Origin of the sequence: Tolypothrix sp. PCC 7712, assembly GCF_025860405.1 — a bacterium.
Taxonomy (GTDB): Bacteria; Cyanobacteriota; Cyanobacteriia; order Cyanobacteriales; family Nostocaceae; genus Aulosira; species Aulosira diplosiphon.
Window position 1 is genome coordinate 5,538,894 of record NZ_CP063785.1, and the last position, 26,188, is coordinate 5,565,081.

Sequence of the window (26,188 nt, forward strand, 5' to 3'; positions counted from 1 at the left end):
ATATTAAGGAAATATAAACACCACCTATACTATGGAAAAAGGTGTCATTTTCTATAAATCTGTAATTTTCATCTGAGATATTCTGTATTCATAAATTGCTGACTCTGAAAATTCCATTAAATCAGTAATTACCAGTTTTTTGGCTATAATTTCTCATCAAAGACGATGGACATAGGGGGGTTTTTAACTAAGCAGCCATTAACTGATTTTGACGTAAAATTTTTTTACTGTAATTGTCACAATTTGCTGACAAAATACTAGCTCAATCTCTGGGGAAGGGAAAAATGATTCAAGGTATTAGCCACATTACATTTATAGTCAGGGATTTGGACAAGATGAGCAAGTTTCTTACAACTATATTTGATGCTCAAGAAGTCTATGCAAGTGGAGACAAAATTTTCTCTATCGCCAAAGAAAAATTTTTCTTGATCAATGGCTTGTGGATTGCGATTATGGAGGGTGAATCTTTAGTAGAAAAAACCTATAACCATGTAGCTTTTAAAATATCTGCAGAAGACTATGAAATCTATGCTGCAAGAGTGAAGAGTTTAGGAGTTGATGTCAAAGAAGATAGAAAACGTGTTGAAGGTGAAGGACGTTCTCTATATTTTTATGACTACGACAATCACTTATTTGAGTTGCACACAGGTACTTTAAATCAGCGCTTGCAAAAATATTTAACTACCCAATAAATGGTATGCGATCTCCCAAATTTTCTGGTAATGTAATGCTAACTTCACTAACCTAGAGTAGGCTAATGCGTCTACTCTAGGTTAAAAGACTAGCTTTGCTGTACTAGCTCCTATGTTGTCATCGCAATTATCAGGAAACGTCTTTCTCTAGTAGGCTATTTCTAGCTCACTCAATCGATAGAGTTGGAAATTAGATATACCCCCATAGATATAAATCAGCAAAATTTTCATTCTTGGTTGGTAAGAAACCAAACCAGAAAAAAACAAATCAGTAAAATTATTAATGAGATGATTTCATGAATCATTTGTCAAAGGGAACAGGGAACAGCAAAAATTGAATCTGAAAGTAGCACTATTTTGAATTTTTAATTCTTTAGTCCCTAATCTTCATTAACTATGAGTCAGGTAACTCCAGGCGAACATAACTGCTATCGTCACCCTAGGTTAGATATTCATATTTTGAAACATTTAATGACTCAACTACTGTGAAGAGCAGGTTTTTATTCAGCTAAATTTCTTACCTCACAGCTATTTGTACCAGATATTAAATCCTGACTAAAATTAATCTCAGTTTATTTACTAACAGTATTTAATACCTATATCTTTTGATAATGACATAGAATACTTTGACAATCAACTCCAGTACAAAGTTTTTAACTATACAGCTAGGTTTGCAAACTATTATCCAAATCCCATAGTTGACACGATGCACTAGCAACTATTCTCCAGCCAGCATCTCACAAAGATGGCTACGGCTATACCAAGTGGCGTAAAGCTTGATATAGATAGATTTATGCTTTGGGCAATGCTGTAAATCAAAAAAATATTGGCTTGAGTGTTATCGTCAAGCAATAAAGATGATATGCTTAGTTTAAACTACGATAAATCAATCAACTTTAAGTATTTTGCGCTTATCCGCTTACATAAAATCAATATGGCTGCTGCTTTAACTCTCAAGAAATGGACTTGTCCTTAAAGAACTTATGGGACGAGATAGAGAATTGGTAGGGAGATCAAGGGAATAACAAAGCCGCCCAACGCAGTGGCTCCTCTTTTTAAGGGGGATTTAGGGGGATCTAAATATGTGCAACTTCACATGAAATTGGTATTACGTGCGTTTGTGGCGATCGCTAAACAAATTATCTCTCTGCTGTAACTATTCTTTCTTTTGACTTTCGCCTTGTTGTAATAGCTTCCGATATTTATTTTGTAGACCTTATTAATATGAGATTTGAGGAAAATATTATGTTTGATAGCATAGAAAGGGAGTTGTCAAACGGAGAAATTTGGTCAGTTGGGCAATATTCTCAGTTGCCAATTCATATTCAATTATTAGTAGAACAAGAAGATGGACAGCGAGATATTTGGGAATTACCTGAAGCAAAAGCAGAAACAGAAAGAAATATGAAAGTTAACAGACTATTCCAATATTTTTAAAAATTGATTAAGGTAATGAAAGTAGTTTGGAGCTAAATATAGCTTGAGCTAAAAGTTGTCAAAATCGGACAGTTATGCGTTGAAGTGAACCAGGAAAACTTTTAGCTAGTTTTCTACTTCGAGATAACTTTTGACTATAGGACTCATATTTGATTTTTGAAAAAACCTAAGTACACTTTTATTTCTTCTTCCCTGTTAAGAGTTCCCTGTTCCCTGTTCCCTCCCTACGCAAATAATTTCAGGAATCAAAGCGGATTCCTATATATTAGTTTTATAACAGAATAATTTTGGCGGCGATCGCATCGCACAGTCTAGGGATTCAAGTTCCTGGAGTGAAGGAAACACAGTCGAGAATGTCAATAAACAAAAATGTCTGGCATGAGTGAAGGTTTTCGCAATACACTATGCAGACTACGTGGAGTTGATGTTTTTGACTGGCTGTAGACCTGGAGAAGTAATCGGACTACAGTGGAAGCACCTTTCAATGGAGATGCTCTTACCCTGGGGTAGCGATCGCTATAATTACTTATGTAAAAATATGTATCTAGATTTAACTTTTCTCAGTTTAATTCGCAAGGGAATGTTAACCTAACATTGATTCAAAACTCAAGGAAGTTTTAGAATATTAAAACAGGGGCATTTCCAGCTAATGTTAACAGAAAAATAAATTTCTGCTGCAAAAAAATGGGTAGTTTTTAGATGCCATCCCAAAGAATTCAGCTAATTACGCTTGCTACTTTCTTAACCACCTTTGCAATTGGTAATGGATTGGTAAGCTTTTGTGTTGCTCAAGAACAAGTTTCAAAAGAGCAATTAGCAGTAAATCGCCAAGTATTAGCTCAAACCCCAAATCCCTCCAAAGCTAAAGCAGAGAAATTTTTCGAGCAAGGGAATAAACAGCTGGAGCATGGGCAATTCCCAGATGCATTACAGTCTTTTCAACAAGCTTTAAATATTTATCGGGCAATTGGAGATAGTACTCACGCAGCCGCAACCCTCAACAAGCTAGGAGAAGTTTACACCTGGCTAAGTCAATATCAAAAAGCCCAAGAAAGTTTGCAGTCAGCTTTAACTATTTTCCGCACCCAAAAACATCGCTTAGGGGAAGCATTAGCGCTCAATCAACTGGGGGAAGTTTATCGCCATCAGGGTGAGACTCAAACGGCGCTGAAGTATCACGAACAAGCTTTGGCAATTGTACGAGAATTGGGCAACCGTGCTGAAGAAGCCGCATCTTTGCATGATATCGCCGCAGTTTATGAAACCCAAGGAAAGTATGAAAATGCCCTCAAATTATACGAGCAAGCTTTATTGATGCGGCGCGAGGTTAAAGATAGATATGGGGAAGCTTTAACCTTGATTGGATTGGGAAATACTTACTTGAGTTATATCCAATTAAAGCTGTACTACCAGGCAATTAAGAAGCCGGAAGAAATCAAACCTTATAAAGATGTCCTCAAGTATTACCAGCAAGCATTAGCTATTATGGGCTCTGTGGGCAACCGTGCGGGCGTTGGCTGGAGTCTTAACGGCATTGCTATGAGTTACGGTGCTTTAAATAAGCAGGAAGAAGCTCTGAAATTTTACGAGCAAGCCTTAGTCAAGATGCGTGAAGTGGGTAACCGCTCTGGGGAAGCAGCTGTTATCTTCAATTTGGGCAAAGATTATGACTGGGGATTCGATCCGCAACGGGAATTTAGACGGATTTCACTGGATTTGTATGAGCAAGCTTTAGCCATTACCCGTGAGATTGGCGATCGCCCTTTGCAAGCTAAAATCCTCTCTAAAATGGGGTTTGTTTACAACACTAAAGGGCGTGAACGTCCGGAAACTGCTCTGGAGTATTATAAACAAGCTTTACCGATAGCGCGACAGATAGGCGATCGCTTTCTCGAAGAAAAAATCCTTGATAGTATGGGCTCTATCTACACTAGCTTGGGCTACCCTCAAACTGCTCAGGAATATCAAGAGCAAGCTTTAGCAATTAGGCAAGAAATCGGTATGGGTGTGAATTTTCCCACAGATATTGTCAAAGTGGGAACTCTTATTACTTACAGCACACCAAAAAAAAGACCGACTTTAATCACTCTGTTGGATGGAGAAGCACTCATCCATTACAGAAATGGCGAAGCTCATGCAGACAACCGACGATACCAAGCCGCCTTAGAATCTTATCAGCAAGCCTTGGCAATTGTGCGCCAACAACAGAATCGCCCTTGGGAATGGGTAATTCGCAATCAAATGGGGACAATTTACGAAACCTTGGGACAATTACCCGCAGCTTTAGATAGTTACAAGCAAAGCTTGGCAATTCGGCGGGAAGTAGATGAAAGTGCCGCAAAACAGCCGGTTCCCCACACTATTCGCGTAGCTTATGGCACTAATGTAAATTTTCACAACCAAACAGGAATGGCATTGGCGGAAGGGATTACCAAGGGTGTAATTAGGATAGGGGAAGGAGAGCCGATTACTACTCCTATCACTACTGTTACTAGTAATAGTCCCGGAATAACGATGCAGGAGGATAAGGTAACAGGTTTGATCTCTACCAACTTTACTACTTTTGGACAAAAAAAAGTAGAGGTAATTGCAGGGTTGGCTGGATGGACGGGCTTTACAGAAAATGAAGAGGAAGATACCCTCGCTAACATGGGGGATATTTACAAAGCTTTAGGACAATACCAAGCTGCATTGAACTCCTACGGCGAAGCCTTAAAAATTATCCGCGCAGAGATGGAAAACCAGGAAAGCGAAGAATCTCGATTGCGGAGATTAACAATAGAGGGAGCTTACTATCAGCAAGAACAGAGAATTAAAAGAAGCATAGGGGAAGTTTACGCAGCACTAGGACAACACCAAGCTGCTTTAAAGTTTTATCAGGAATCTCTGGCAATTGCTAATAAGGAAAATAGCGGTGATCGCATTGTGAGTCAAATACCTATTCTTCTAACGCAGATTGGCAAGGCTTACGAAAATTTAGGACAGTATCCAGCTGCCCTACAAGCTTATCAACAAGCATTGGCGATCGCTCGTGACCCTAAAAATCAAGGCTACTATTCTTTTGAAGAATATCTGATTCGTCAGTATGGGCAAGAAGAATCTTTTCGTCGGTTTAGAATAGCTTATGCCAGGCCAAATCCAGAAGCAATCCTCAACAGTATTGGCACAATTTACGAAAAGCTAGGACAACCTCAAGCGGCGCAGGAACATCGACAGCAAGCAGTTGCATTTAAACAAGAAGTTAGCAACCGTAGTGAGGAAGAAATCACTGGTAAGAAGGCAATTTTGATTACTGAAATTGGCAAAGATGAAACTAAAAAACCCATTGTGCAAATAAATAGGTTGGAGGGTGAAGCAGTCGTTCTGTTTGCGGCGGGAAATAGTTACACTTCCCAAGGAGAATATCTCAAACAACAATATCAATTTGCTTTGCAATCTTACCAACAAGCTTTGGCAATTGTTCGTCAACAAAAAAATCGTCCTTGGGAAGCAGTAATTCTCATTCAAATGGGATTAGTTTACGAAAAGTTAGGACAAAATCAAGCAGCTTTAGAGTCTTATCAGCAAGGGTTGGCGATTAAACAAGAAATTGAGAAACTGACTGAAAAACAGGCAACTCTCCTCAGTAAACCTCCCCTCAGTGGTTTTGTTAATTATGAAAGTGTAAAAATTCGTTTTGATTCTGGTCAAATTACTACTTTTAAAGCGGAAGGAGGAGTAATTTTCTTTGGTCAAACAAGAGAAAAACTTAAAGCCGATCAAATATTTAAAGAAGGTAGAGAGCAATCTACAGACAAGAAGTATGCCAGAGCTATTAAAACATTAGAGACAGCTTTATCGGTTTATCAGCAGCTAGAAGATAAAGCAGGTATTGCGAATGCTTTCTATGAAATTGGGCAAATTTACGATGCTCAACAAGATGAACAACAAGCATTGAAATACTACCAGCAAGCTTTGTCAGTTTACCAGGAACTAGGGGATAAATATGGAGAAAAATCTAGCCTCCAATTGATGGAGAGAATTTACTATCAGCAAGGTAGTCAACTTTCCCAGCAAGGTCAATATAGTGAAGCTTTAGAGAATTTACGCCAAGTCTTAGAGATTGCCAAAAAACTTGGTCATCAAGAAACAGTATGGAGAACTCTCAACCAAATTGCTATAATTTACAGCAGTTTGGGAGAGTATAAATTAGCTTTAGATTACTATCAACAAGCCTTACCAATTCGCTACGAAGTTTTAGGGGATTGGGTAGGAGTTGAGTTCAATATGGCGCGAATTTATGAAGTACTAGGACAATACGAACTAGCTTTAAAATCCTATCAAGAAGCCTTAAAAACTGCCAGAAGACCTGCAGAATTAGAGATCGATGTTGGTAGGATTGGGGATATTGCGGGGGAAGCTAGAGCGTTAAATGCTATAGGGAATATTCACTCTAGGCAAGGCAAGTATGAATTAGCATTGGATTTACATCGCCAAGCCTTAAAAGTTATTAAAAAGGTTAAGGATAAAAAAGAACAAAAATTATTAGAAGGAAGTACATTCTATAGTATTGGACAGGTGTACTTCAAACAAGAAAAATATCAATTAGCGTTAGATTTTTTGCAGTCAGCTTTAGCTATTTATCAACAACTTGGTTCCAGGCGTTCCGAAGGCATAACTCTCCACGCTATCGGCAAGGTTTACTTTGAGCAAGGGCAATATGAATTAGCTAAAAATTTCTTGCAGCAAAGTTTAGTGATTGCTCAAGAAATTGGTAATAAAGAAGGTGAAGGACATACTTTAACTACTATCGGTTACTTACTAGAAAAACAGAATCAACCAGAATTAGCAATTATTTTCCTGAAACAATCTGTGAATGTTAGAGAAGCGATTCGCAAAAATATCAGGGAACTTCCCAAACAACAACAGCAGTCTTACACCCAAACCATTGCTCAAGATTATCGCCACCTAGCCGATATTTTGCTGCAACAAAACCGAGTTTTGGAAGCGCAACGGGTACTAGATTTACTCAAAGTCCAGGAAATTGAAGACTATCTCCGCAATGTTCGGGGGAGTGATAAAACTGCAACTGGTATTGCTGAACGTCCCCAAGAACAGCAAATACGCCAGGGGATGACGACGGAAATTGATAAAGCGATCGCATTAGGTAAAGAACTCGCTCAACTCGAAAGCCTTCCCGTGACTAAGCGCACACCAGCCCAAACCCAGCGGATCATCGCATTGCGAAAAACTCAGCAGGAGATTGCCAAACAGTTTAACGCCTTCCTCAAAAGCCCCAAAGTGCGAGAATGGATTGGGCAACTTCAGCAAACCACCCAAGGACAGAGTTTTAATTTAGAGTCCTCCGCCAGCGCCTTACAGGATAACTTGAAAAAACTTCAGCAAGATGCTGTGATTATCTATCCTTTGGTGTTGAGCGATCGCTTAGAACTAATTTTAGTTACCCCCTATGCGCCGCCACTGCGCCGTACCGTTGCTGTCAAACAAGCAGAACTTAACCGCGCGATCGCGGAATTTCGTTCGGCGTTACCAAAACGTACCCCAGGGGTGAAAGTTCCGGCTCAACAGCTTTATGATTGGCTAATTAAACCCCTAGAAAATGATTTAGCTCAAGCTAAAACTAAAACCATCATCTACGCCCCAGACGGACAACTGCGTTATATTCCCCTAGCTGCCCTGTATGATGGTCAACAATGGTTAGTCGAGCGTTTCAGCATCAATAATATCACTGCCGTTAGCTTAACTGACCTCAACACCAAACCGCAGCAGCAATTAAATGTGTTAGCAGCAGCCTTTACCCAAGGAAACTATAGCTTTGAGGTAGGAACTCGGCGGTTTAAATTCGCCGGCTTACCCTTTGCAGGTGTGGAAGTAGAAAATCTGGCGCAAACTGTTCCTCAGACAAAAAAACTCTTAGATGAGCAATTCAATCAAGATATTGTGTTACAGATGAATGATTACTCTGTCGTCCATTTGGCTACTCACGCCGCATTTACCAATGGACAACCAGAAGAATCTTTTATTTTATTTGGTAATGGCGATCGCGCTACACTACGAGATATTCAAAATTGGCGATTACCAAATGTTGATTTAGTAGTACTTTCCGCTTGTGAAACTGGATTAGGAGAGCAGTTAGGCGACGGTAGGGAAATTCTCGGTTTTGGCTACCAAATGCAACAAACAGGCGCAAGAGCTGCGATCGCTTCTTTATGGTCGGTAGATGATGGCGGTACGCAAGCTTTAATGAATGCTTTTTATACTAAAATAATGCAAGGGAAAACCACAAAAGCCGAGGCTCTGCGTCAAGCGCAAATCGCTCTCATTACTGGTAACTATGCAACCATAAGTCAGGAAAGAGGCATCAACGATAATTTATCACCACAGGTAAGGCATCACCTCAGTCACCCTTTTTACTGGGCTCCATTTATTCTCATTGGTAATGGCTTGTAAATCACCCTAGTATTCGGTTAAGGATCATTAGACTTGTTGCAGAAGTCAGGAAAAGGTTAAGGGGGAAGGGGGAAAGGTTTTGTATTTTCCCTTTAACCTTTAACCTTTCCCCATCTCTTGTAAAAGTGCTTTTTGCAAGAGATCTATTGTAGTAATTGTCAAGCGATCGCTACAAATTTTCAGCTTTTTGAGCTTAACTGAACAGTAATAAATTGGACTATTCACAATACTGCTCGGTTAAGGATTTTAAACTCTTAATTTGGTTTGGGGAAAAGGTGAAAGGGTAAGGGTTAAAGGTTTATTTCTTGCCCCTTTTCCCCTTCCCCTTTTCCCCTTAACCGACAAGTGTTGGGACTATTCAGGATTGTAAATTTCGTAATTGTAAATTACCTCACGAGCTTTGAGATCTTCTAGTAAATCCGGAGAAATCTCATCACCAAAAAATATATGCAGAAAACCATCGTAAGCAGAAAATTGAACACTACCATTTGCTTCAATTTCTAGGTGGAAGATACTAGAACCCAATCCCCTCTCAAGGGTATCTGTTAATGCTTCAACTTCAGTAGGATCTAATTTAATTAATAAACCATCACCAGCCAATTTACTATTGCTATCCTTAAATGGAGAGTGAGATCCAATAATTTGATAATTAAATTGCGATAGGTCAAAATTGTCAATTGTCCAAATTGCCAGTCGAGCTTGTTTCTCAGACAATTTAGTTATAATCGCATAAAATAGTTCCCTAAACCGATCTGGATTTGATTCGAGCCAACCTGTAGCATTCATTTGGGGTAAATTAGCATATCCGGTACTTGGAATATTCTCTATCAAAATTTGCTACTTGCAGTACTAAGACTATGCTGCAAACTTTGTATTTTCTTTGTAAGTAGCTCAACCTAATTAAACGTGAAATGTCATTACGTAGGCGGAACACCTTCCCGTAGGGTACGTAACGCAGTGAAGCGTAAAGCTGTAGCATCTCCTGTAATTGCAGTTAGTTTATGAGATACACCCTCTAATTTTTGGTGCAGTTCAGCCAACATCTTTTCTGAGACATCTATACCAGTGTAAGAATAGCCTTTTTTAGCAATTGGGACAGCAATTCTGCCAGTACCAATACCCGTTTCATAAAATTTGGTATCTGCGGTTGGGGAAACCAAATTGAGGATAAAGTCTGTGACTTGCTCAGAGATTCCGGGGGGAAATCCTCTGGTAGCATCGTAAATATTAGAAACTCGATCAAATGAAACAGTTGTAGTCATATATTTGTTCTTTGTTATTTGTTAGAAACGCGATTAATCGCGTCTGTACAATGGTCATTTGTCGTTGCTAAATACAGATGACTGATGAGTGTTAGAGGGAAATAGGATAATTTCATCATGGATTAAGTCCCCAAATTAAAATTCGCTTGTAGGGGAAAAAGAATGGACGCTCATCGGGTAAAATGCTGAATAATTTTTGTTGATACCTGGCTACAAATCGCTCATAAGTTTGGGTATCTAGCTGTGTTTCATAGGCGGTGAGTAACGTTCCCCGATACCATTCCAATACAGCTTCTCGCGATGGTAACAAATGCCCGTAAATTTGCAACTTTACTTGTTGTTTAACAAAGCCTAACTTATAAAGTATTTTAGCATAATCTACGGGAGAAAGTACTTCTAAGCGTCGTACATATCCCTTTAATTCTTGACTAAATTCTTGTGCTGTCTCTACAGCTAACTGATGCACTGGCTCATCATCCATTGCCGGAATTTGTATTGCTAATTGTCCGCCTGCTTGGAGTTTATTTCGTAATTTAGCAAATAATGTTTCGTGTTCTGTTAACCACTGTAAAGCAGCGTTAGAAAACACAACATCAAATTTACCTTCTCCTGGGTTATCTTCAATTCTTCCTTGCTCAAACCGCAATCCATTACCTGCAAATTGACTCGCTACAGATAACATTTTTTCAGATGCATCGATTCCCAAAGTTTCTTTAGCTGCTAATGTTTCATGCAGATACTTGGTTAACTTTCCGGTTCCACATCCTAAATCTAAAACTCGTAAATTTTCTTGGGGATTTACCAAATCTACTAAATCGTAAAAAGGACGACTTCTTTCAGCTTGAAATCGTTCATATTGCTCTGGGTTCCATTTATCTGGCATTTTGATAACCTATTTTTAATTTATGTGTAAGGAATTGGGCACAAATTGATTTATTTAAATTGGATTTTTATATTTATTAATAAAAGTGCAGACGTAGGTTGGGTTGAGGAACGAAACCCAACATCCGAAAACTTTGGTATTGTTGGGTTTCACTCCGTTCAACCCAACCTACATTTATTTTTATCTTCTCCAAGTGATATAAGATAGTTATTCATGAAAGTGCAGCTTTCCTAGTTTCCTTAAAGCGAAAAATAATGAACTGATATGAAATGATTGCAGCAGTATAGCGTTATCGATGTTTTGAATTAAATTATCTAATGGTAATAGCTTTACATTGATAATTTCAGTTGGATTTAAATTTAAATCGGCTACAAGCTCTACATTTGTTGCTAAAAAGCAATGGATCAAGTTATTATGAGTTGCTGGGTTCGGTGAGATTATTCCTGTCTCAATAAAATTGTCGCTTGTGTATCCTGATTCCTCTAATAATTCGCGTTTTGCTGCTTCTAGTGGGGAAATATCTTCTGGTTCCATACAACCACCAGGTAATTCTAAAACTGTTTGTTGAATACCGTGGCGATATTGTTCAACTAACACAATTTCCTGATTTTTGGTTAACGCGACAACATTCACCCATGTTGAAGATTCAAAAACATAAAAATGCTCGACTATTTGTCCATTTGGCGTTTGATAAGTGTCAGCACGGAGTGTAAGCCATTTATCTTTTACTAGATATCTTGACTTTAATATATTCCAATTTAAGGAATCCACATTTAAACCTCTTTTTGCTTCGGTACAAATTTGGTAATGTTAATCATACTGGTAACAATGAAACATGAGCAGAAACTATCTTCCATCCTTGCGGAAATCTATACCAAGTTTGGCTTTGTCTCCCAAAACGTTCTACACTATTGATAATGCGGCGAAATTCTAAAGTTACAGTTGCCGTATCCTTGCCAAAAGTCACAACTTTAAGATGAGAAATTTCGCGCTCAATTTTTGGGTTTAGTCGAGAGGCGCGAAAATTGCGAATCTCTTCACTACCGTAGAGGTTTTCTGTTACACCAAAGCGCACTACTTCAGGTGCATCCCAAAATAAACTATCCATCACATCTAAATTGTTATTAGCCAAAGCCTCTTCGTATTTAAGGTATAAATCAGTTACTTCAGCTATAACAGCAGGGTCATTTACTGTAGTCATTGTTGTTAATAATTTACTAACTCCGAATTATTGTGTCATAAAATGACCTATGTAAAACAGGCGAAAATTCATAGCATGAAAAACACGAAGCATAGATTTTTTGATGTCTGTCGGCATACATCATCCCTAACCGTGAATAAAAAAGTAGATAGTCATACTGAAGGCAACAAATATGACAAATTTACGAATTAATTGGGGTTTTAATTTACGTGCATAATGGGCGCTGAGATATCCGCCTAAAGAACCACCCACAGCCATTAAAATAGCTTGTTCCCAAGCAATTACACCTGCAAAAATAAAAGGAATAATGGCAATTCCATTAATACAACTACCTAAAAATGCTTTAAAGGCATTAATTGTATGAATATTTTTGATACCTAAAAATGATAGAGTTGCCAACATTAAAATTCCTAAACCTGCACCGAAAAAACCGCCGTAAATAGCGATCGCTAATTGTGCCAAGGCAAGGTTAAATATAGGTACAGACTCCGGCGTTGACTTCTGGCTCTGAAACTGCAACCATCCTCTGAGAGTGTCGCCAAAGGTAAATACGAGGGTTGCTGAGAGTAATAGATAGGGGATGAGCTTTTTAAATACATCAGCCGAGGTATAGAGTAAAGCTAAAGAGCCAATAATTCCACCGAATAAACTTATGCCACATAACAGCAAAAAAACTTGCCGTTTAATCCCCAAATCTTTGCGGTAGGCTCCAGCACTAGCTATAGAAGCCACCCAAATAGCAGTATTATTTGTAGCATTAGCAATAATTGGCGGTACTCCTGTAAAAATCAGCGCGGGAAATGTAATAAAACTTCCACCACCTGCAACAGCATTCAATCCGCCTGCAATAAAAGCGGTGCTGAATAGAAGTAAGGTATGGAGAATAGTTAAAGATGGTGGCTGATTTTGAGTCAGAAATTAGGAATTATCAATTTGGGAATATCTTCTGGAGAATGAGCAATAAAATCAGCACCGTGAGTTGTCAATTCTTCCTCGGTTCCGTAGCCATAGGTAACGCCAATGGTTGCAACTTGATTTTTCTTGGCTCCGATCATGTCGTGTTTGCGATCGCCTATCATGACAACGGTAGAGGGTGAAAGATTCTCTGTCCGTAAAATATGCCCAATTAAGTCGCCTTTAACACTGCGGGTTCCATCCAGTTCGCTACCATAAATCCCATCAAACAAAGGCGATAAGCCAAAATGTTCAATAATGCGGATGGTATAAATATAGGGTTTAGAAGTAGCGATAAAGGTTTTATAACCATAGGCGCGCAGAGTTTTCAGGGTTTCGGGAATTTGGGGATAAAGCAGATTTTCAAATAATCCAATCGTGGAAAAGCGATCGCGGTACAGTGAAATAGCCTGTGTCAGTAACTTCTCATCTGTAGTTTTCAGTAACACCGAAAACGTCTCTGTGATTGGCGGGCCGATATACCAACTCAACTCATCAACATCTGGCGGAGTGTAACCCAGTTCCGAAAGAGCATACTGAATACTACGAGTAATACCAGGTTTGGCATCGCTTAAAGTTCCATCTAAATCAAATAGGATGTTGGGCATAGGGCATAGGGCATTGGTAGTTGCTATTCTCGCATTATCTCCCTCATCCTCCTCATCTCCCTCATCTCCCTCATCTCCCTCATCTCCCTCATCTCCCTCATCTCCCTCATCCCCTAATTCGCTTCCCCATAAACTTCTCTCGGCTCAACAAAGCGATTCCCAAGGTGACGATACCAATCCCCACACATTGAATCAGGTTTAAAGTTTCGCTAATTGTTGCCCATGCAACTAAGGCTGTCATGGCTGGGCTACTCGCGCCAATAATAGAGGCGGTAGTTGCACCAATCGAGCGAATCCCTAAATTATTGAGAGTATGACCGAGAAAACTGACTAAACCCGAAAAAATACTGCCAATCCACATAGGTGTCCAGTCAAGCTGGGCGCTGGGAAGGGGAAATAAGAGTAAACTCAATCCAGAAAGTATTAGAGTTGAGGCAAAACTAATCCAAGTAAAGGGAACTGGATGGAATTTTTCTAAACATTTTTGGGCGAGGACGTTATAGAAGGCGTTAAAAATTCCCGCAATTAGGCTGGCGCAAATGCCGATCGCAATGGTATTACTGCTGTTGGTAGCAGAAGATTGGGGAACTGTAAGAACGCTGCCTACGAGAATAATACCCATAACTAGCCAACTAAAGGAAGTGGGGCGATCGCCAAAGAATTTCCAAGACAGCAGGGCTGTAAACACCGGATAGGTGAAAAATATAGTGAGTGCAATTCCTGTGGGTATCAAGCCAATGCCAATGTACAGCGCGGTAATGTACAAAAACATGAGTACTCCACAGCCCAAGGCTTGCAGCATCACATCTCGGCGTTCCTGTCTGAATAAGCTGAGGAATTCTTGCGGAGCAGATGGATATAGCTTGAATGATACAGATGCCATTAGTGGAACCACTAGCAGCATCCGCATAAACATTAGTAAGAATGAACTTTGTAAATCTGGTTTAACGTAACCACCAAGTAAAAATAAACTCAGTACGAGATGTTCTGAAAATAAAACTCGGACGGTAACGTTGTGAAATGACAAAAAAAAGGAGGATAGAAGAACTGTCAGGATGCCCAACAAGGTAAAAAGTTTCCTTAGCAGCTACTCTTGTGCTTTAACACAGCCAAAGATATTAAGTCAAAACACTGGCTAATTCTCGAGCAGCTGCATTTGCGGTGAACTGATTTACCGGACGGGGTAAACCAAGATGCTCACGCAGAGTTTGCCCTTCGTATTCAGTGCGGAATAAACCTCGGCGTTGCAATTCGGGGATGACAAAATCAACAAATTCATCTAAACCACCAGGTAACCAAGGCGGCATAATATTGAAGCCATCAGCCCCATCATTTAAAAACCATTCTTCCAACTGGTCAGCAATTTGCTCTGGTGTACCCAAAATTGTCCGGTGTCCCCTTGCGCCTGCAATCCATAAATATAGTTGGCGGATGGTTAAATTCTCTCGCTGTGCTAAGTCTTTAAGTAGTTGTAAGCGGCTTTTACCGCCGTTCGTATCTAGTAAATCTGGTAACGGCCCATCTAGGGGATATGATGATAAATCATGTCCAGTTAGTCCGGAAAGCAGACCTACTCCCACAGAGGGATGAATCAAATCTTGTAGTTGCTGGTATTTTTCCTTCGCTTCTTGCTCAGTGCTACCGATTATCGGAAAGACACCAGGCATAATCTTGAGATTTTCGGGAGAACGTCCATATTTTGCCAGTCTTCCCTTGACACTTGCATAGAATGCTTGTGCGTCTTTGAGAGTTTGCTGGGCGGTAAATATCACTTCTGCGGTGCGTGCAGCCAGTTCTTGCCCAGCTTCCGAAGAACCAGCTTGCACAATTACTGGATATCCTTGCACCGGACGGGCGACATTCAACGGGCCGCGCACTGAGAAATGTTTACCTTTATGGTTAGGAATGTGCAATTTATCAGGATGGAAATAAAGGCCTGATTCTTTGTCACGAATTAAAGCATCATCTTCCCAACTATCCCACAGCTTAGTGACAACCTCTAAAAATTCTGTGGCTCTTTCATAGCGTAGTGAGTGTTGTAAATGCTCTTCCTGGCTAAAGTTTTTGGCTGCGGCTTCGGCGGCGGAGGTAACGACATTCCACCCAGCACGGCCACCACTGAGATAATCTAGCGAGGCAAACTTACGGGCGAGGTGAAAAGGTTCTTCATAGGTAGTTGATGCTGTTGCTACTAACCCAATTTTCTTTGTCACCACAGACAAAGCCGACAATAAAGTTAGCGGTTCAAAGTGGACGCTAAATTGTCCCGAACGACTAAAAGCTTCTTTTCCCTGTCCTCTATCCCAGACGGCTAAACCATCTGCGAGGAATACCATATCAAATTTACCCCGTTCTGCTGTTTGTGCTAGGTGGGTGTAATGCTGAATATTCAACCCTCCGTCTGCTTGGGCTTCGGGGTGTCGCCAAGCTGCAACGTGATGGCCTGCGTCTGGTAAGAATGCACCTAATCTCAGTTGTTTTTTCTGACTCATATTCTTCTCTATACAGATACACCTGCTAATTCAGCAGAGTTAGCAATATTGTTGAATTGGTTGGCTGGCCTTGGTAGTCCCAAATTTTCCCGCAGTGTTTGCCCTTCGTATTCTGTGCGGAACACACCCCGGCGTTGTAATTCGGGAATTACCAAATCAACAAACTCTTCTAAACCACCGGGTAAGTAAGGCGGCATAATATTGAAACCATCAGCCCCATCATTGACAAACCATTCTTCCAACTGGTCAGCAATTTGTTGTGGTGTACCCCAGATAGTTCTATGACCTCTTGCACCTGCGATCGCCAAGTATAATTCTCTGAGTGTCAAGTTCTCACGATTTGCCAAATCAGATACCAGCTTCAAGCGGCTTTTACTACCGTTAGTATCATCAGGAAATTCTGGTGCAGGGCCATCTAAAGGATATCCAGATAAATCTTTGCCACCATATACCCATCCCAATAATCCCAAACCTACTAACGGATGAACTAACTCCTGAAGTTGGTCGTATTTTTCTTTGGCTTCTTGCTCAGTACTACCAATTACCGGAAATATCCCTGGCATAATTTTGAGATGCTCAGGAGAACGTCCATATTTTGCTAATCTCCCCTTGACGCTGGCATAAAATTCCTGTGCTTCTTTGAGAGTTTGTTGGGCGGTGAATATTACCTCTGCGGTTTGGGCGGCGAGTTCCTGACCAGCTTCCGAAGAACCAGCTTGCACAATCACTGGATATCCTTGCACCGGACGGGCGACATTCAACGGGCCGCGTACAGAGAAATGTTTGCCTTTGTGGTGCGGAATGTGCAGTTTATCAGCTTCAAAGTAAACTCCTGATTCTTGATCACGGATAAAAGCATCATCTTCCCAACTGTCCCACAGTTTGGTAACTACATCGACAAACTCTTGGGCGCGTTCGTAGCGTGTAGCGTGTTCTAAATGCTTTTCTCTGTTAAAGTTCTTCGCTTCGGCTTCCGTTCCAGAAGTAACCACATTCCAGCCAGCCCGACCGCCACTAAGATAATCTAAGGAAGCAAACTTGCGGGCGATATGAAAAGGTTCGTTGTAAGTTGTGGAGGCTGTTGCCACTAAGCCAATATTGTCTGTCACCGCAGACAAAGCCGACAGCAGGGTCAGGGGTTCAAAATGTACAAGCTTCCCGTTACGGCTCCAACCCTCAACATCAGAACTGTGATCTCGCACCGCTACCCCATCCGCCAGGAAAATCATATCAAATTTTCCTCGTTCGGCTGTCTGTGCCAACTGCTTATAATGCTTAAAATTCAAAGGATTTGCTTGCGCTGCGGGATGTCGCCAAGCCGCAATATGATGTCCAGTCGGATGTAAAAACGCACCCAGTCTCAGCTGTTTTTTACTCATTCTCTTCTGTTTCTCCTGTTCATAGACGTGTTAGATAGATTCTCGTACCTGGCGATTTGCTCTGAAGAAGAGAATAGGTTCTTCTAAATTGTTGTTTTTCACTAAGGCATCAATATGCTGCATAGGATTTGATTCTGCAAAATAAATTTTTTGTGCAGCATGATAGCGCTGACGATACAAACGGATGGCATTTTCCCAAGACCCAAGTCGAGCCTCATCTCTTTTAACCCCACGCTGCTCGGCTACCTCAAAATCTGTATCTAGGTAAACACGATAATCAAAGTAAGAAACTAGTTCTGGTCGCAGTAAAAAGCTAGCAGCAAAAAGAAAGATGTCTCCAGGATTGGCTGACTGCGGCTCCTCTACTACCAAAGCATCTGTTTCTAAGTCAAAACCCCGTGCTTGGTAAATAAGATTACTTCCAGACCCAAGTGGGTCAAGCACCAGTTTTTTGAGCAACGGATAGTTGTAAGCATCGAAATAATAGCCTTCGGCGGAATCACGACCCTGGCGGTGACGCAAAGAACGAGGGTTATGGAAATCATCAACAGCAATGTTGACACAGTTTCGCCCACGACTGGTTAGGACTTGCTCTAGCTCCTTAGCAAAGGTGGATTTTCCACTGGCAGTAATACCTGTTATTGCTACCAGCAAAACACGAGAAGGCACAGACGCAGCACGTTCAATCAGAGTATCAGCTATTATTGCGAGAACAGTTGCACGTGTAGGAGTCATAGACGACGGTAATCAGCCCAGAAAAATCAGAAGAGGTAGGGTAAAGGAAACAGAGAAATTTCCAGTTCCCAATCGCTTATGCTAAAGCTGGTTCGCGGCGGTTATATACAGAAGAATCACCTTTGATGGCTTCGCTTTGTTTACCATCAATACCAACTGGGATATCGCCAACGATGGTGATTCGCTGAACATGGCGGGGTTGATCGCCGTAATCTGCGATCGCATAATGTTGAGTAGCACGGTTATCCCAGAAAGCTACGTCACCAACTTTCCAGCGCCAACGCACTGTATTTTCTGGGCGAGTCACATAAGCCTGCAATAATTTGATGATTTCGTCGGATTCATTTTGTGATAAACCCCGAATGCGGCGCACAAAACCACCAATAAATAATCCCCGTTCACCAGATTCCGGATGAACGCGTACAACTGGGTGCAAGGTTTCGTATACAGTTGAAGTGAAGACATCACGGTAAGCTCTGACTGCTTCTGGTAGATCCACTACAGCTGCTGCATAGTCATAGGCGTTGCTATGTACTGCCCAAAGTTGATCTGCAAGGTCACGCAATGGAGTTGGTAAATCTTGGTAAGCTGTAACGGAGTTTGCCCAAATCGTATCACCACCCGATGGAGGAATAACCAACGCCCGCAATACAGAACCAAGCGGCGGACGGTCTACAAATGTCACATCTGTATGCCAGTTATTCGCACGTGCTACAGTTTTGCTGTAGTTCAGGTCAAGAATTTCTGGGTTATCTGGAAGTGAGGGTACAGTGGGGTGAGCTGTAGTCAATTCCCCAAACCGACGAGCAAAAGCTATTTGCTGGTTAGCATCAATATTCTGTTCCCGGAAAAAGATAACTTTGTATTTAACTAAGGCTTTGCGAATATCGCTGATAATTTCATCGCTGAGATTACTACTCAAATCTACACCGATAATTTTTGCACCGATACGTCCGGCGATTGGTTTGATATCAAAGTATTTTGAAGTCATTGTTTTTATCTTTGTATTGGGGATTGGGGACTGGGGACTGGGGACTGGGGACTGGGGACTGGGGATTGAGGGCTAGGGGAGAAATTCAATTATCAATGCCCCATGCCCTATGCCCCATGCCCAATTCCCTACACCCCTGGCGTACTTCCACCATCAACAATAATCTCTGCGCCTGTAATTGAAGCAGCGAGGTCTGAGACTAAAAATAGTGTCAATGAGGCAATGTCTTCTGGTTGGGCGATTCTCTTGAGGGGAATAGCTTGTAGAGTTTCGGCTTTTGCTTGCTCAACTGTAATTCCTCGTGCTTGGGCATTTTGTTCTGCCAAGCGTTCAGCGCGTTCGGTAGCAGTAGCACCAGGCGAAATGGCATTAATCCGAATGTTGTACTCGGCTAATTCTTTAGAAATTCCCTTTGTGAAGTTGAGTAAGGCGGCGTTGGTTGTACCACCAGGAAGGAAGCTGGGGCGAGGTGTGCGTCCAGCACCGCCGATAATATTGACGATTCTTCCATCCCCTCGGCTCTTTTGATGGGGAACAACTGCTTTAACTAGGCGAATGTAGCCCAACAGTTTTAAGTTCCAAGCATCTAGAAATACATCATCGCTGAGGTTGAGGAATGACCCAGCACGGGCTGACCCAGCATTATTGACTAAGATATCAATCTGACCAAACTGTGCCAGTGTGGTTGAGACAACTTTATCGACGCTTTCTGCCTGAGTCAAATCTGCGCTGATAGAGATGACTTTCGCCCCTGGTGTCGGTAGGGACTGGATTGCACTCACAGCATTCTCTAATCGTTCGGGGTTACGAGCTGCAATAACCACATTCACACCTTCACTATAAAGGGCTTTGGCGATCGCTAATCCAATACCCGCACTACCACCTGTGACAATTGCTGTTTTACCTGCTAGCTTGAGTTCTAAGCTCATGAGATGAATTCCTAGATTTGTTGGTCTGGCTATGTACTGTCTGCAACAGATAACCTAGTGATTCTCAACTCCACATAGCTGTGGCTAGGTTAATGAATTACCTAAATACGGTAAATCAGTAGATTTAATGTATTTTATAACTGTAGAAGAAATTATCATAGACAATCTTAATAATCAAGCACCGTATAACCGGACTTTTTCAAGCATAATTTTACACATTTAGCTTTTCTAAATATTTGCAAATTGTCTGGTAAACGTTCAAATTTACTATCTAAATTTCGATTTTTTATTAAAAATAAAAATCATTTGTGAGGATTATATATTTATCAAAAATATACAGTTTAATATTTATATTTGAATTAGTAGTAATTAAAAATTAATGAGAAAAGTATACCTAAAATATCAACTTTATTAACTATAATTACACAGTATGAATAATGTATAGTGCATTTTCGTCTAGCGCAATGCACCAACGCAATATAATACCAATTTTAAAAAGAATGCGACAGATTGTAGGTGCAAGGCACTGCCTTGCCCTCTGGAATATATTGATGTGTCGCAAATATTATTTGATTTGGTATAAAGATGTATTTGCATCTCATAATACCCAGCGAGATAACTTTTTTAGCTGTAGAAGAAGCAAAGACCCTTGTCCTCAATAAAGTTCCGAGAGATGTTTTCCATCGCTCAAAATTATTTATTATTTGGCAAAGATGACGAAATACTTTTACATTTTCAAACCATTTAATAGATATTTTTCTAGAAAATGATTCACTTCATCAGCACATAACCCGAGATGAACCTTTTTCCCTGCTGCTTGGAGAATATCTAATCCCTTACCTTGATTGCGCGGATCTGGATCAACTAGCGAGACATATATTTCTTGAATGCGTGGATCTTTTGCGATCGCCAAAGCACAAGAGGGTGTGCGTCCTTGAAAAGAACAAGGTTCAAGAGTAACGTACATTTGCAAAAACGGTAAATCTTGACCTTGAATGTAGCTGAGTGCATCAGCCTCAGCATGGTGCTTTCCTGGTGAATGCGTATATCCTAGTGCTACTATCTCGCCAGTATGGACTATGACACAACCTATCGGTGGATTAGGTAAGCATTTTGGTAAAGCTTTTTTGCTGTGAGCTAGAGCAGCCAGCATATATTTATCGTTCATATTCTTGAATATCTGTTTGACATCCTCCCACCACTGATTCGGAGTACCGAATGCAGTGGGGGATTCCAAAAATCACTTCTTGGATTTCCTCTTTCTTGGACTCGACTTACTTGAGGGAGTTTCCTCACTCACGCAGAGGTCGATGTCTCCAGAGGCGTTAAGCGTTCCCGTGTGCCCCACGGTACGGGAGCCACTCTCGTGGGCGGCTCCGCCGACTTGAGAGAAGTGGCGTAGTCCAATCTCAAGTATGTTTCGTGCAGCATTATGGTCGCGGTCTAATAAGGTTCCACAATGGGGGCAAATATGAGTTCTAGCGCTAAGGGATTTTTTCACAATCTCACCGCAATTAGAGCAATTTTGGCTAGTTCCATGAGGTGGCACGGCGACCGTGACCACACCAAAAACTTTGCCAAAATACTCAACCCATTGGCTAAACTGCGTCCATGCTGCATCACTAATCGACTTGGCAAGGTGTCTATTCCTCACCATGTTCCGCACCTTCAAATCCTCATAGGCTACCAAGTCGCTAGACTGGACTACGCACCTTGCTGTCTTCACTGCAAAGTCTTTACGCTGCCTACTGACTTTGAGGTGTTTACGAGCCAATTTATTTGTGAACTTGGCTCTATTTTTGGAACCTTTCTTTGTTTTGGAAAAACGGCGTTGCAGTCGTTTCAAAGACTTCTCGCTCTTGCGAAGGTGTCTAGGATTATCAACTGTATTGCCTTGACTATCGGTCAAAAAGTGGTTGAGTCCAACATCAAGCCCAAGAGTTTTACCTGTTGGTTCTCGCTTTTCAATTCGTTCTTGGTCAATGCAAAACTGCGCGTAGTAGCCATCAGCGCGACGCACAATCCGCACTCGCTTGAACTGTTTCAACTGGTAGAAGTGCAAATCACGGGTTCCCCAGAGTTTGAAAGTTCCTGCTTGAAAACCATCGTTAAAAGTTATATAGCGACGGTCATCAGAGAGCTTCCATCCAGATGTTTTATATTCAACACTCCCATGCGTCTGTTCTTTTTTGAACCGTGGATAACCTTTCAAACCTGGTTTGGATTTCTTGCAATTATCAAAAAATCTAGCAATTGCACTCCACGCTCTTTCGGCACTAGCTTGTCTAGCCATCGAGTTGAGTTTGCTCGCCCAAGGAAAATTTTCGTCGGCAGCGAGTACAGCGCAATAAGCACTCAACTCATATCTGCCGATATCCCGGTTGTCCATCCAGTACCTCAGGCAAGCATTACGGACAAAACGAGCAGTTCTAATCGCCTCATCCAGCGATTGATACTGCTCGTTTGTTCCTTCAAGTTTTGCCTCAAATACCAGCATTATTACGTTAAACTTATTGACGTAATGATATCACAAATATTGCTAAAAACTCAACTACCCTTTGCCCTGTCAAACCTACGGTTTGATTCAGTTAAGGGTGTTTCGTTTTTAGCCAACAATTCATCTCGCCGCCACAACGAAGTTTGGCGGCGAGATGAATTGTTGTTTTTAGGTAATCAACTGATAACCCTCTAATCCCTGCTCCCAGATACTTTGCAATATTTAATGTTTGATAACCTAATTATTCGTATATCATATACTTGTGTTTGCCAGCACATATTTTTTTGGATGTATTGTGTAAGCTTTATGTTTAGTGTCTGGTAATTAGGTGAATACCTGAACGCCTCACACAACTAACTCAAAGCTTTACAGGAAAAGGATTTTATAAATCAGCCATCCAAAATACAAGGCTATCAAGCCAATAGATAAATTTTGAGCAGTTAAGAATCAGCCAAACTTTTGTAGCAGCAGTCAAAGACTGATGTTACTAAAGGAGTGATTTGCTATGCGCTGTATGAGCGATAGCACTATTAAGAATAGAGAAAAGCGGATGAGCAAAAAACGTCAGTTTCGTTTAGGTGCATTTATTCAAGCCACTGGACATCATGTCTCTGCATGGCGACATCCTGATACACAAATAGACGCTGGGTTGAATTTCGAGCATTACAAGGAAATTACCCAGACAGCCCAACGCGGCTTATTTGATGCAGTTTTTCTCGCAGATAGTCCAGGAGTTTGGGGTAGCGCTCCCGAAAATCAGAGTCGTAATGGCAAGATTGTCCATTTCGAGCCTGTGACTCTTTTCTCTGCTTTGTCTTCCGTAACTCAAAACATCGGTTTCATCGCTACCGCCTCGACTACATACGAAGAACCCTACACCCTCGCTCGTAAGTTCGCTTCTTTAGATTACTTGAGTAAAGGACGCGCCGGTTGGAATGTAGTCACCACAGGTAATGATAACGCCGCAGCTAATTTTGGACTTGAGCATCACCCAGATCACAGCCTGCGTTATGAACGGGCGGAAGAATTTGTCGAAGTAGTCAAAGGACTGTGGGATAGTTGGGATGATGATGCCTTTATTCGTGACAGAGAATCAGGCATTTATTTCGATACAGATAAGCTGCATGTACTCAACCATAAAGGTAAACATTTCTCTGTTAAAGGCCCCTTAAACGTTGGTCGTCCGCCTCAAGGCTACCCGGTGATTGTGCAAGCTGGAGCCTCGGAAGCTGGGCGAGATTTAGCTGCGCGTACTGCTGAAGTAATTTTCACCGCTAATCAAACCCTCGCAGATGCTCAGGAATTTTATGCCGATGTCAAAGGTAGATTGGCGAAATACGGACGCTCTCCCGATGACCTGAAAATCATGCCTGGTGCTTTCCCCATCATTGGACGCACAGAGGAAGAAGCTCAAGAAAAATACGAGTTTCTGCAATCTTTGATTCATCCCGATGTTGCTTGGGGCATTCTCAAAAACTATTACAAAGGTGTAGATCTGTCGAAATATTCTTTAGATGATATAGCGCCAGAACTACCCAGCGATACCAACACTAATAAGAGCCGTCTGAAACTAGTTAAGGATTTAGCTACTCGCGGGAGTTTGACACTGCGTCAGTTGTACCTCTCTCTCTCTACTGCAAGAGGTCATCGCACCATACTGGGTACTCCCGAAACCATTGCTGATCAACTAGAAGAATGGTTTAACAACGGTGCGGCAGATGGCTTTAATATCATGCCTCCTATACTACCTACAGGATTAGATGAGTTCGTAAATTTAGTTTTCCCCGTCCTACAAAAACGCGGCCTATTTCGGACTGAATACGAGGGTAGTACTTTACGTGAAAACCTGGGTTTGCGTCGCCCAGGTAATCATTTTGCTGCTCAAAAAGCCAATGAGCGACTGGTGTCGGTCTGATATACCTAACTTGCATAATGACGGGCAAGATACTTACCACACAAGATTTATAAACATTTGATCAATGCTTAAGCTCAACTGCTTCAAGCCCTCTGTTTGCAGACCGCCACCATTTTGAGGTGCGCCTCATGTTCTGCATACCCTAAAAATCTTAGCCAAAAATAAGGAAAGAAAATGACTGAATATAGCAGACTAAAAACCTCACCCTCCGCAGCCATCAGAGCCACTCTAGATTATCCTGTAATTGATACCGACGTTCATACCAACGATTTCACACCAGCGCTGGAAGATTACATTGCTAAATATGGCGGTGCAAAACTTGTAGACGAATTATGCAAGGCGGAATCATCTCGTCTGAACTCCAAAGCAAATGGTAAAGACTGGTATCAACAAACTCCAGAAGAACGTCAATACAATCGCACAATTCGTTCGCCTTGGTGGGCGAGAGTAACTAAAAATACTCTCGATTTAGCTACATATATCCTGCCAGAATTACTGTATGAACGTCAGGCAGAACAAGGTTCAGATTATTCTGTACTGTTTCCTAATAATGTCCTTGCGCCTGCTGGAGCTAGCCCAGAGAATCGCCAAGCACTGCAAAGAGCCGTTAACCACTATCATGCCGATTTATACCGCAAATATAGCGATCGCCTGACGGTGGTAGCTGGTATCCCCATGACTACTCCTCAAGAAGCGATTGAGGAATTAGAATTTGCAGTAAATACACTAGGCTTAAAAGTAGCAAATATTCCTGGTGGTGTAAAACGACCAATTAAAGCGATCGCAGATAAATATCCCGCTGATAAATTCCCAGAAGTTGCTAGATATGCTTCTTACATAGACTTCTTTGGTTTAGATAGCGAATATGACTACGATCCATTCTGGGCGAAAGCTGTAGAGTTGGGTGTGCCCATTACTACCCACTACGGCAGTCAAGGTTGGACTGGTCGCTCCTCCATCAGTAACTACATGAATAACCATATCGGTCACTTTGCCGATGGTTCCCAAGCTTTTGCGAAGGCGTTGTTCTTTGGTGGTGTTACCAAACGCTTCCCACAATTGCGTATCGGAATGCTTGAAGGTGGTGCAGATTGGGGCGCTCATGTCTACATTCATTTAGTAGATCGTTACTCTAAGCGTAATCTTCAGGGGCTACAAAACTACAACCCAGATTTGGCAAATGCTGATGAGTTATTCGAGTTGTTTGCACGCTTCGGTGGCGAAATTACACAAGGGTATTCCTTCAACAAAGAAGAATTAGCCAAGATTGTGTTGGGTTCTTCCTTTGCGCGTCATAGCCGTCAACCAGTGGGTAAGGAACTAGAAGATTTTGCCGCAGCTGGAATTGAAAGCATTGAAGATATTCGCGATCGCTGGGTGAATAGCTTCTTCTTTGGTTCTGAATCTGACGATCGCACCATCGGCGCAGCATTCAACGATAAAGCCAATCCCTTAAACGTGAAAATTAACGCCATCTATTCCTCAGATGTCGGTCACTGGGATGTACCCGATTTGACAGATCCTCTGGCAGAAAGCTGGGAGTTGGTGAAAGAAGGCGTAATTTCCGAAGCTGACTTCAAAGCTTACGTATTCGCTAATCCCTACAAGTTCTACACCGAAGCTAACTCCAACTTCTTCAAGGGCACAGCTATCGAATCCCAAGTAGCTCAAATCCAATCACCACAACTAGATAAAAGCTTTGCTAGAGCATAGGGAATAGGGCATGGGGCATTGGGCATTGGAATTTCTCTATTTGTCCTCCT

General features: G+C 41.5%; 22 protein-coding genes. 6 read left to right on the forward strand and 16 right to left on the reverse strand.

The window, feature by feature from the left end; genetic code table 11:
• Window positions 1–284 precede the first annotated feature (284 nt).
• The 3 genes from fosX (at window position 285) to HGR01_RS22835 (ending at window position 8,579) form a co-directional block, all read left to right on the forward strand.
• Window positions 285–692: a FosX/FosE/FosI family fosfomycin resistance hydrolase gene (fosX, locus tag HGR01_RS22825; RefSeq protein WP_045874534.1), complete on the forward strand. Its 408-nt coding sequence runs from the start codon at window positions 285–287 to the stop codon at window positions 690–692.
• A gap of 1,245 nt (window positions 693–1,937) precedes the next feature.
• Window positions 1,938–2,129, forward strand: coding sequence for a hypothetical protein (locus tag HGR01_RS22830; protein WP_045874533.1), 192 nt, complete (start codon window positions 1,938–1,940; stop codon window positions 2,127–2,129).
• A gap of 699 nt (window positions 2,130–2,828) precedes the next feature.
• Complete coding sequence (locus HGR01_RS22835) at window positions 2,829–8,579, forward strand: tetratricopeptide repeat protein (RefSeq protein ID WP_045874532.1); 5,751 nt, start codon at window positions 2,829–2,831, stop codon at window positions 8,577–8,579.
• A gap of 99 nt (window positions 8,580–8,678) precedes the next feature.
• Here the strand turns inward: HGR01_RS22835 and HGR01_RS22840 are convergent, their stop codons facing one another.
• The 16 genes from HGR01_RS22840 to HGR01_RS22915 all read right to left on the reverse strand — a co-directional run bounded on the left by HGR01_RS22840 (window position 8,679) and on the right by HGR01_RS22915 (window position 22,510).
• The gene (locus HGR01_RS22840; RefSeq protein WP_255325376.1) at window positions 8,679–8,804 is read right to left on the reverse strand and encodes a hypothetical protein; all 126 of its coding nucleotides are present in this window, start codon (window positions 8,802–8,804) and stop codon (window positions 8,679–8,681) included.
• Between the two features lie 129 nt (window positions 8,805–8,933).
• On the reverse strand, window positions 8,934–9,410 hold the full coding sequence (locus HGR01_RS22845) for a hypothetical protein (RefSeq protein ID WP_045874531.1): 477 nt from the start codon (window positions 9,408–9,410) through the stop codon (window positions 8,934–8,936).
• A gap of 86 nt (window positions 9,411–9,496) precedes the next feature.
• The gene (locus HGR01_RS22850) at window positions 9,497–9,841 is read right to left on the reverse strand and encodes a class I SAM-dependent methyltransferase (protein WP_081584164.1); all 345 of its coding nucleotides are present in this window, start codon (window positions 9,839–9,841) and stop codon (window positions 9,497–9,499) included.
• A 115-nt stretch (window positions 9,842–9,956) separates the two neighbouring features.
• Window positions 9,957–10,724 carry a methyltransferase domain-containing protein gene (locus HGR01_RS22855; protein WP_045874530.1) on the reverse strand — a complete coding sequence of 256 codons (768 nt, stop codon included), beginning with the start codon at window positions 10,722–10,724 and terminating at the stop codon, window positions 9,957–9,959.
• Between the two features lie 207 nt (window positions 10,725–10,931).
• On the reverse strand, window positions 10,932–11,495 hold the full coding sequence (locus HGR01_RS22860; RefSeq protein ID WP_052335455.1) for an NUDIX hydrolase: 564 nt from the start codon (window positions 11,493–11,495) through the stop codon (window positions 10,932–10,934).
• 43 nt (window positions 11,496–11,538) lie between these two features.
• On the reverse strand, window positions 11,539–11,925 hold the full coding sequence (gene hpxZ, locus HGR01_RS22865) for an oxalurate catabolism protein HpxZ (protein ID WP_045874528.1): 387 nt from the start codon (window positions 11,923–11,925) through the stop codon (window positions 11,539–11,541).
• Between the two features lie 126 nt (window positions 11,926–12,051).
• Window positions 12,052–12,762, reverse strand: a complete 711-nt coding sequence (locus HGR01_RS22870) for a sulfite exporter TauE/SafE family protein (protein WP_235623140.1) — start codon at window positions 12,760–12,762, stop codon at window positions 12,052–12,054.
• Between the two features lie 74 nt (window positions 12,763–12,836).
• Window positions 12,837–13,487 carry an HAD family hydrolase gene (locus HGR01_RS22875; RefSeq protein WP_045874526.1) on the reverse strand — a complete coding sequence of 217 codons (651 nt, stop codon included), beginning with the start codon at window positions 13,485–13,487 and terminating at the stop codon, window positions 12,837–12,839.
• Between the two features lie 106 nt (window positions 13,488–13,593).
• Window positions 13,594–14,514, reverse strand: coding sequence for a DMT family transporter (locus HGR01_RS22880; protein ID WP_235623139.1), 921 nt, complete (start codon window positions 14,512–14,514; stop codon window positions 13,594–13,596).
• Between the two features lie 91 nt (window positions 14,515–14,605).
• Window positions 14,606–15,979, reverse strand: coding sequence for an LLM class flavin-dependent oxidoreductase (locus HGR01_RS22885; RefSeq protein WP_045874524.1), 1,374 nt, complete (start codon window positions 15,977–15,979; stop codon window positions 14,606–14,608).
• An 8-nt stretch (window positions 15,980–15,987) separates the two neighbouring features.
• The gene (locus HGR01_RS22890; protein ID WP_045874523.1) at window positions 15,988–17,358 is read right to left on the reverse strand and encodes an LLM class flavin-dependent oxidoreductase; all 1,371 of its coding nucleotides are present in this window, start codon (window positions 17,356–17,358) and stop codon (window positions 15,988–15,990) included.
• Window positions 17,359–17,388: 30 nt separating this feature from the next.
• Window positions 17,389–18,093: a hypothetical protein gene (locus HGR01_RS22895; RefSeq protein WP_045874522.1), complete on the reverse strand. Its 705-nt coding sequence runs from the start codon at window positions 18,091–18,093 to the stop codon at window positions 17,389–17,391.
• A 76-nt stretch (window positions 18,094–18,169) separates the two neighbouring features.
• Window positions 18,170–19,084 (reverse strand): TauD/TfdA dioxygenase family protein, encoded by a 915-nt coding sequence (locus HGR01_RS22900; protein WP_045874521.1) that lies wholly within the window; start codon window positions 19,082–19,084, stop codon window positions 18,170–18,172.
• Between the two features lie 128 nt (window positions 19,085–19,212).
• On the reverse strand, window positions 19,213–20,013 hold the full coding sequence (locus HGR01_RS22905; RefSeq protein ID WP_045874520.1) for an SDR family oxidoreductase: 801 nt from the start codon (window positions 20,011–20,013) through the stop codon (window positions 19,213–19,215).
• A gap of 727 nt (window positions 20,014–20,740) precedes the next feature.
• Window positions 20,741–21,181 carry a bifunctional diaminohydroxyphosphoribosylaminopyrimidine deaminase/5-amino-6-(5-phosphoribosylamino)uracil reductase RibD gene (locus HGR01_RS22910; RefSeq protein WP_045874519.1) on the reverse strand — a complete coding sequence of 147 codons (441 nt, stop codon included), beginning with the start codon at window positions 21,179–21,181 and terminating at the stop codon, window positions 20,741–20,743.
• 72 nt (window positions 21,182–21,253) lie between these two features.
• The gene (locus HGR01_RS22915; RefSeq protein ID WP_045874518.1) at window positions 21,254–22,510 is read right to left on the reverse strand and encodes an RNA-guided endonuclease InsQ/TnpB family protein; all 1,257 of its coding nucleotides are present in this window, start codon (window positions 22,508–22,510) and stop codon (window positions 21,254–21,256) included.
• A gap of 24 nt (window positions 22,511–22,534) precedes the next feature.
• Between HGR01_RS22915 and HGR01_RS22920 the strand changes: the two genes are divergently transcribed.
• The 3 genes from HGR01_RS22920 (at window position 22,535) to HGR01_RS22930 (ending at window position 26,138) form a co-directional block, all read left to right on the forward strand.
• Entirely contained in the window at window positions 22,535–22,705 is a 171-nt protein-coding gene (locus HGR01_RS22920) for a hypothetical protein (protein ID WP_155539662.1), read from the forward strand.
• Window positions 22,706–23,060: 355 nt separating this feature from the next.
• Window positions 23,061–24,425: an LLM class flavin-dependent oxidoreductase gene (locus HGR01_RS22925; protein WP_045874590.1), complete on the forward strand. Its 1,365-nt coding sequence runs from the start codon at window positions 23,061–23,063 to the stop codon at window positions 24,423–24,425.
• Between the two features lie 174 nt (window positions 24,426–24,599).
• Entirely contained in the window at window positions 24,600–26,138 is a 1,539-nt protein-coding gene (locus HGR01_RS22930) for an amidohydrolase family protein (protein WP_045874517.1), read from the forward strand.
• Window positions 26,139–26,188 lie beyond the last annotated feature (50 nt).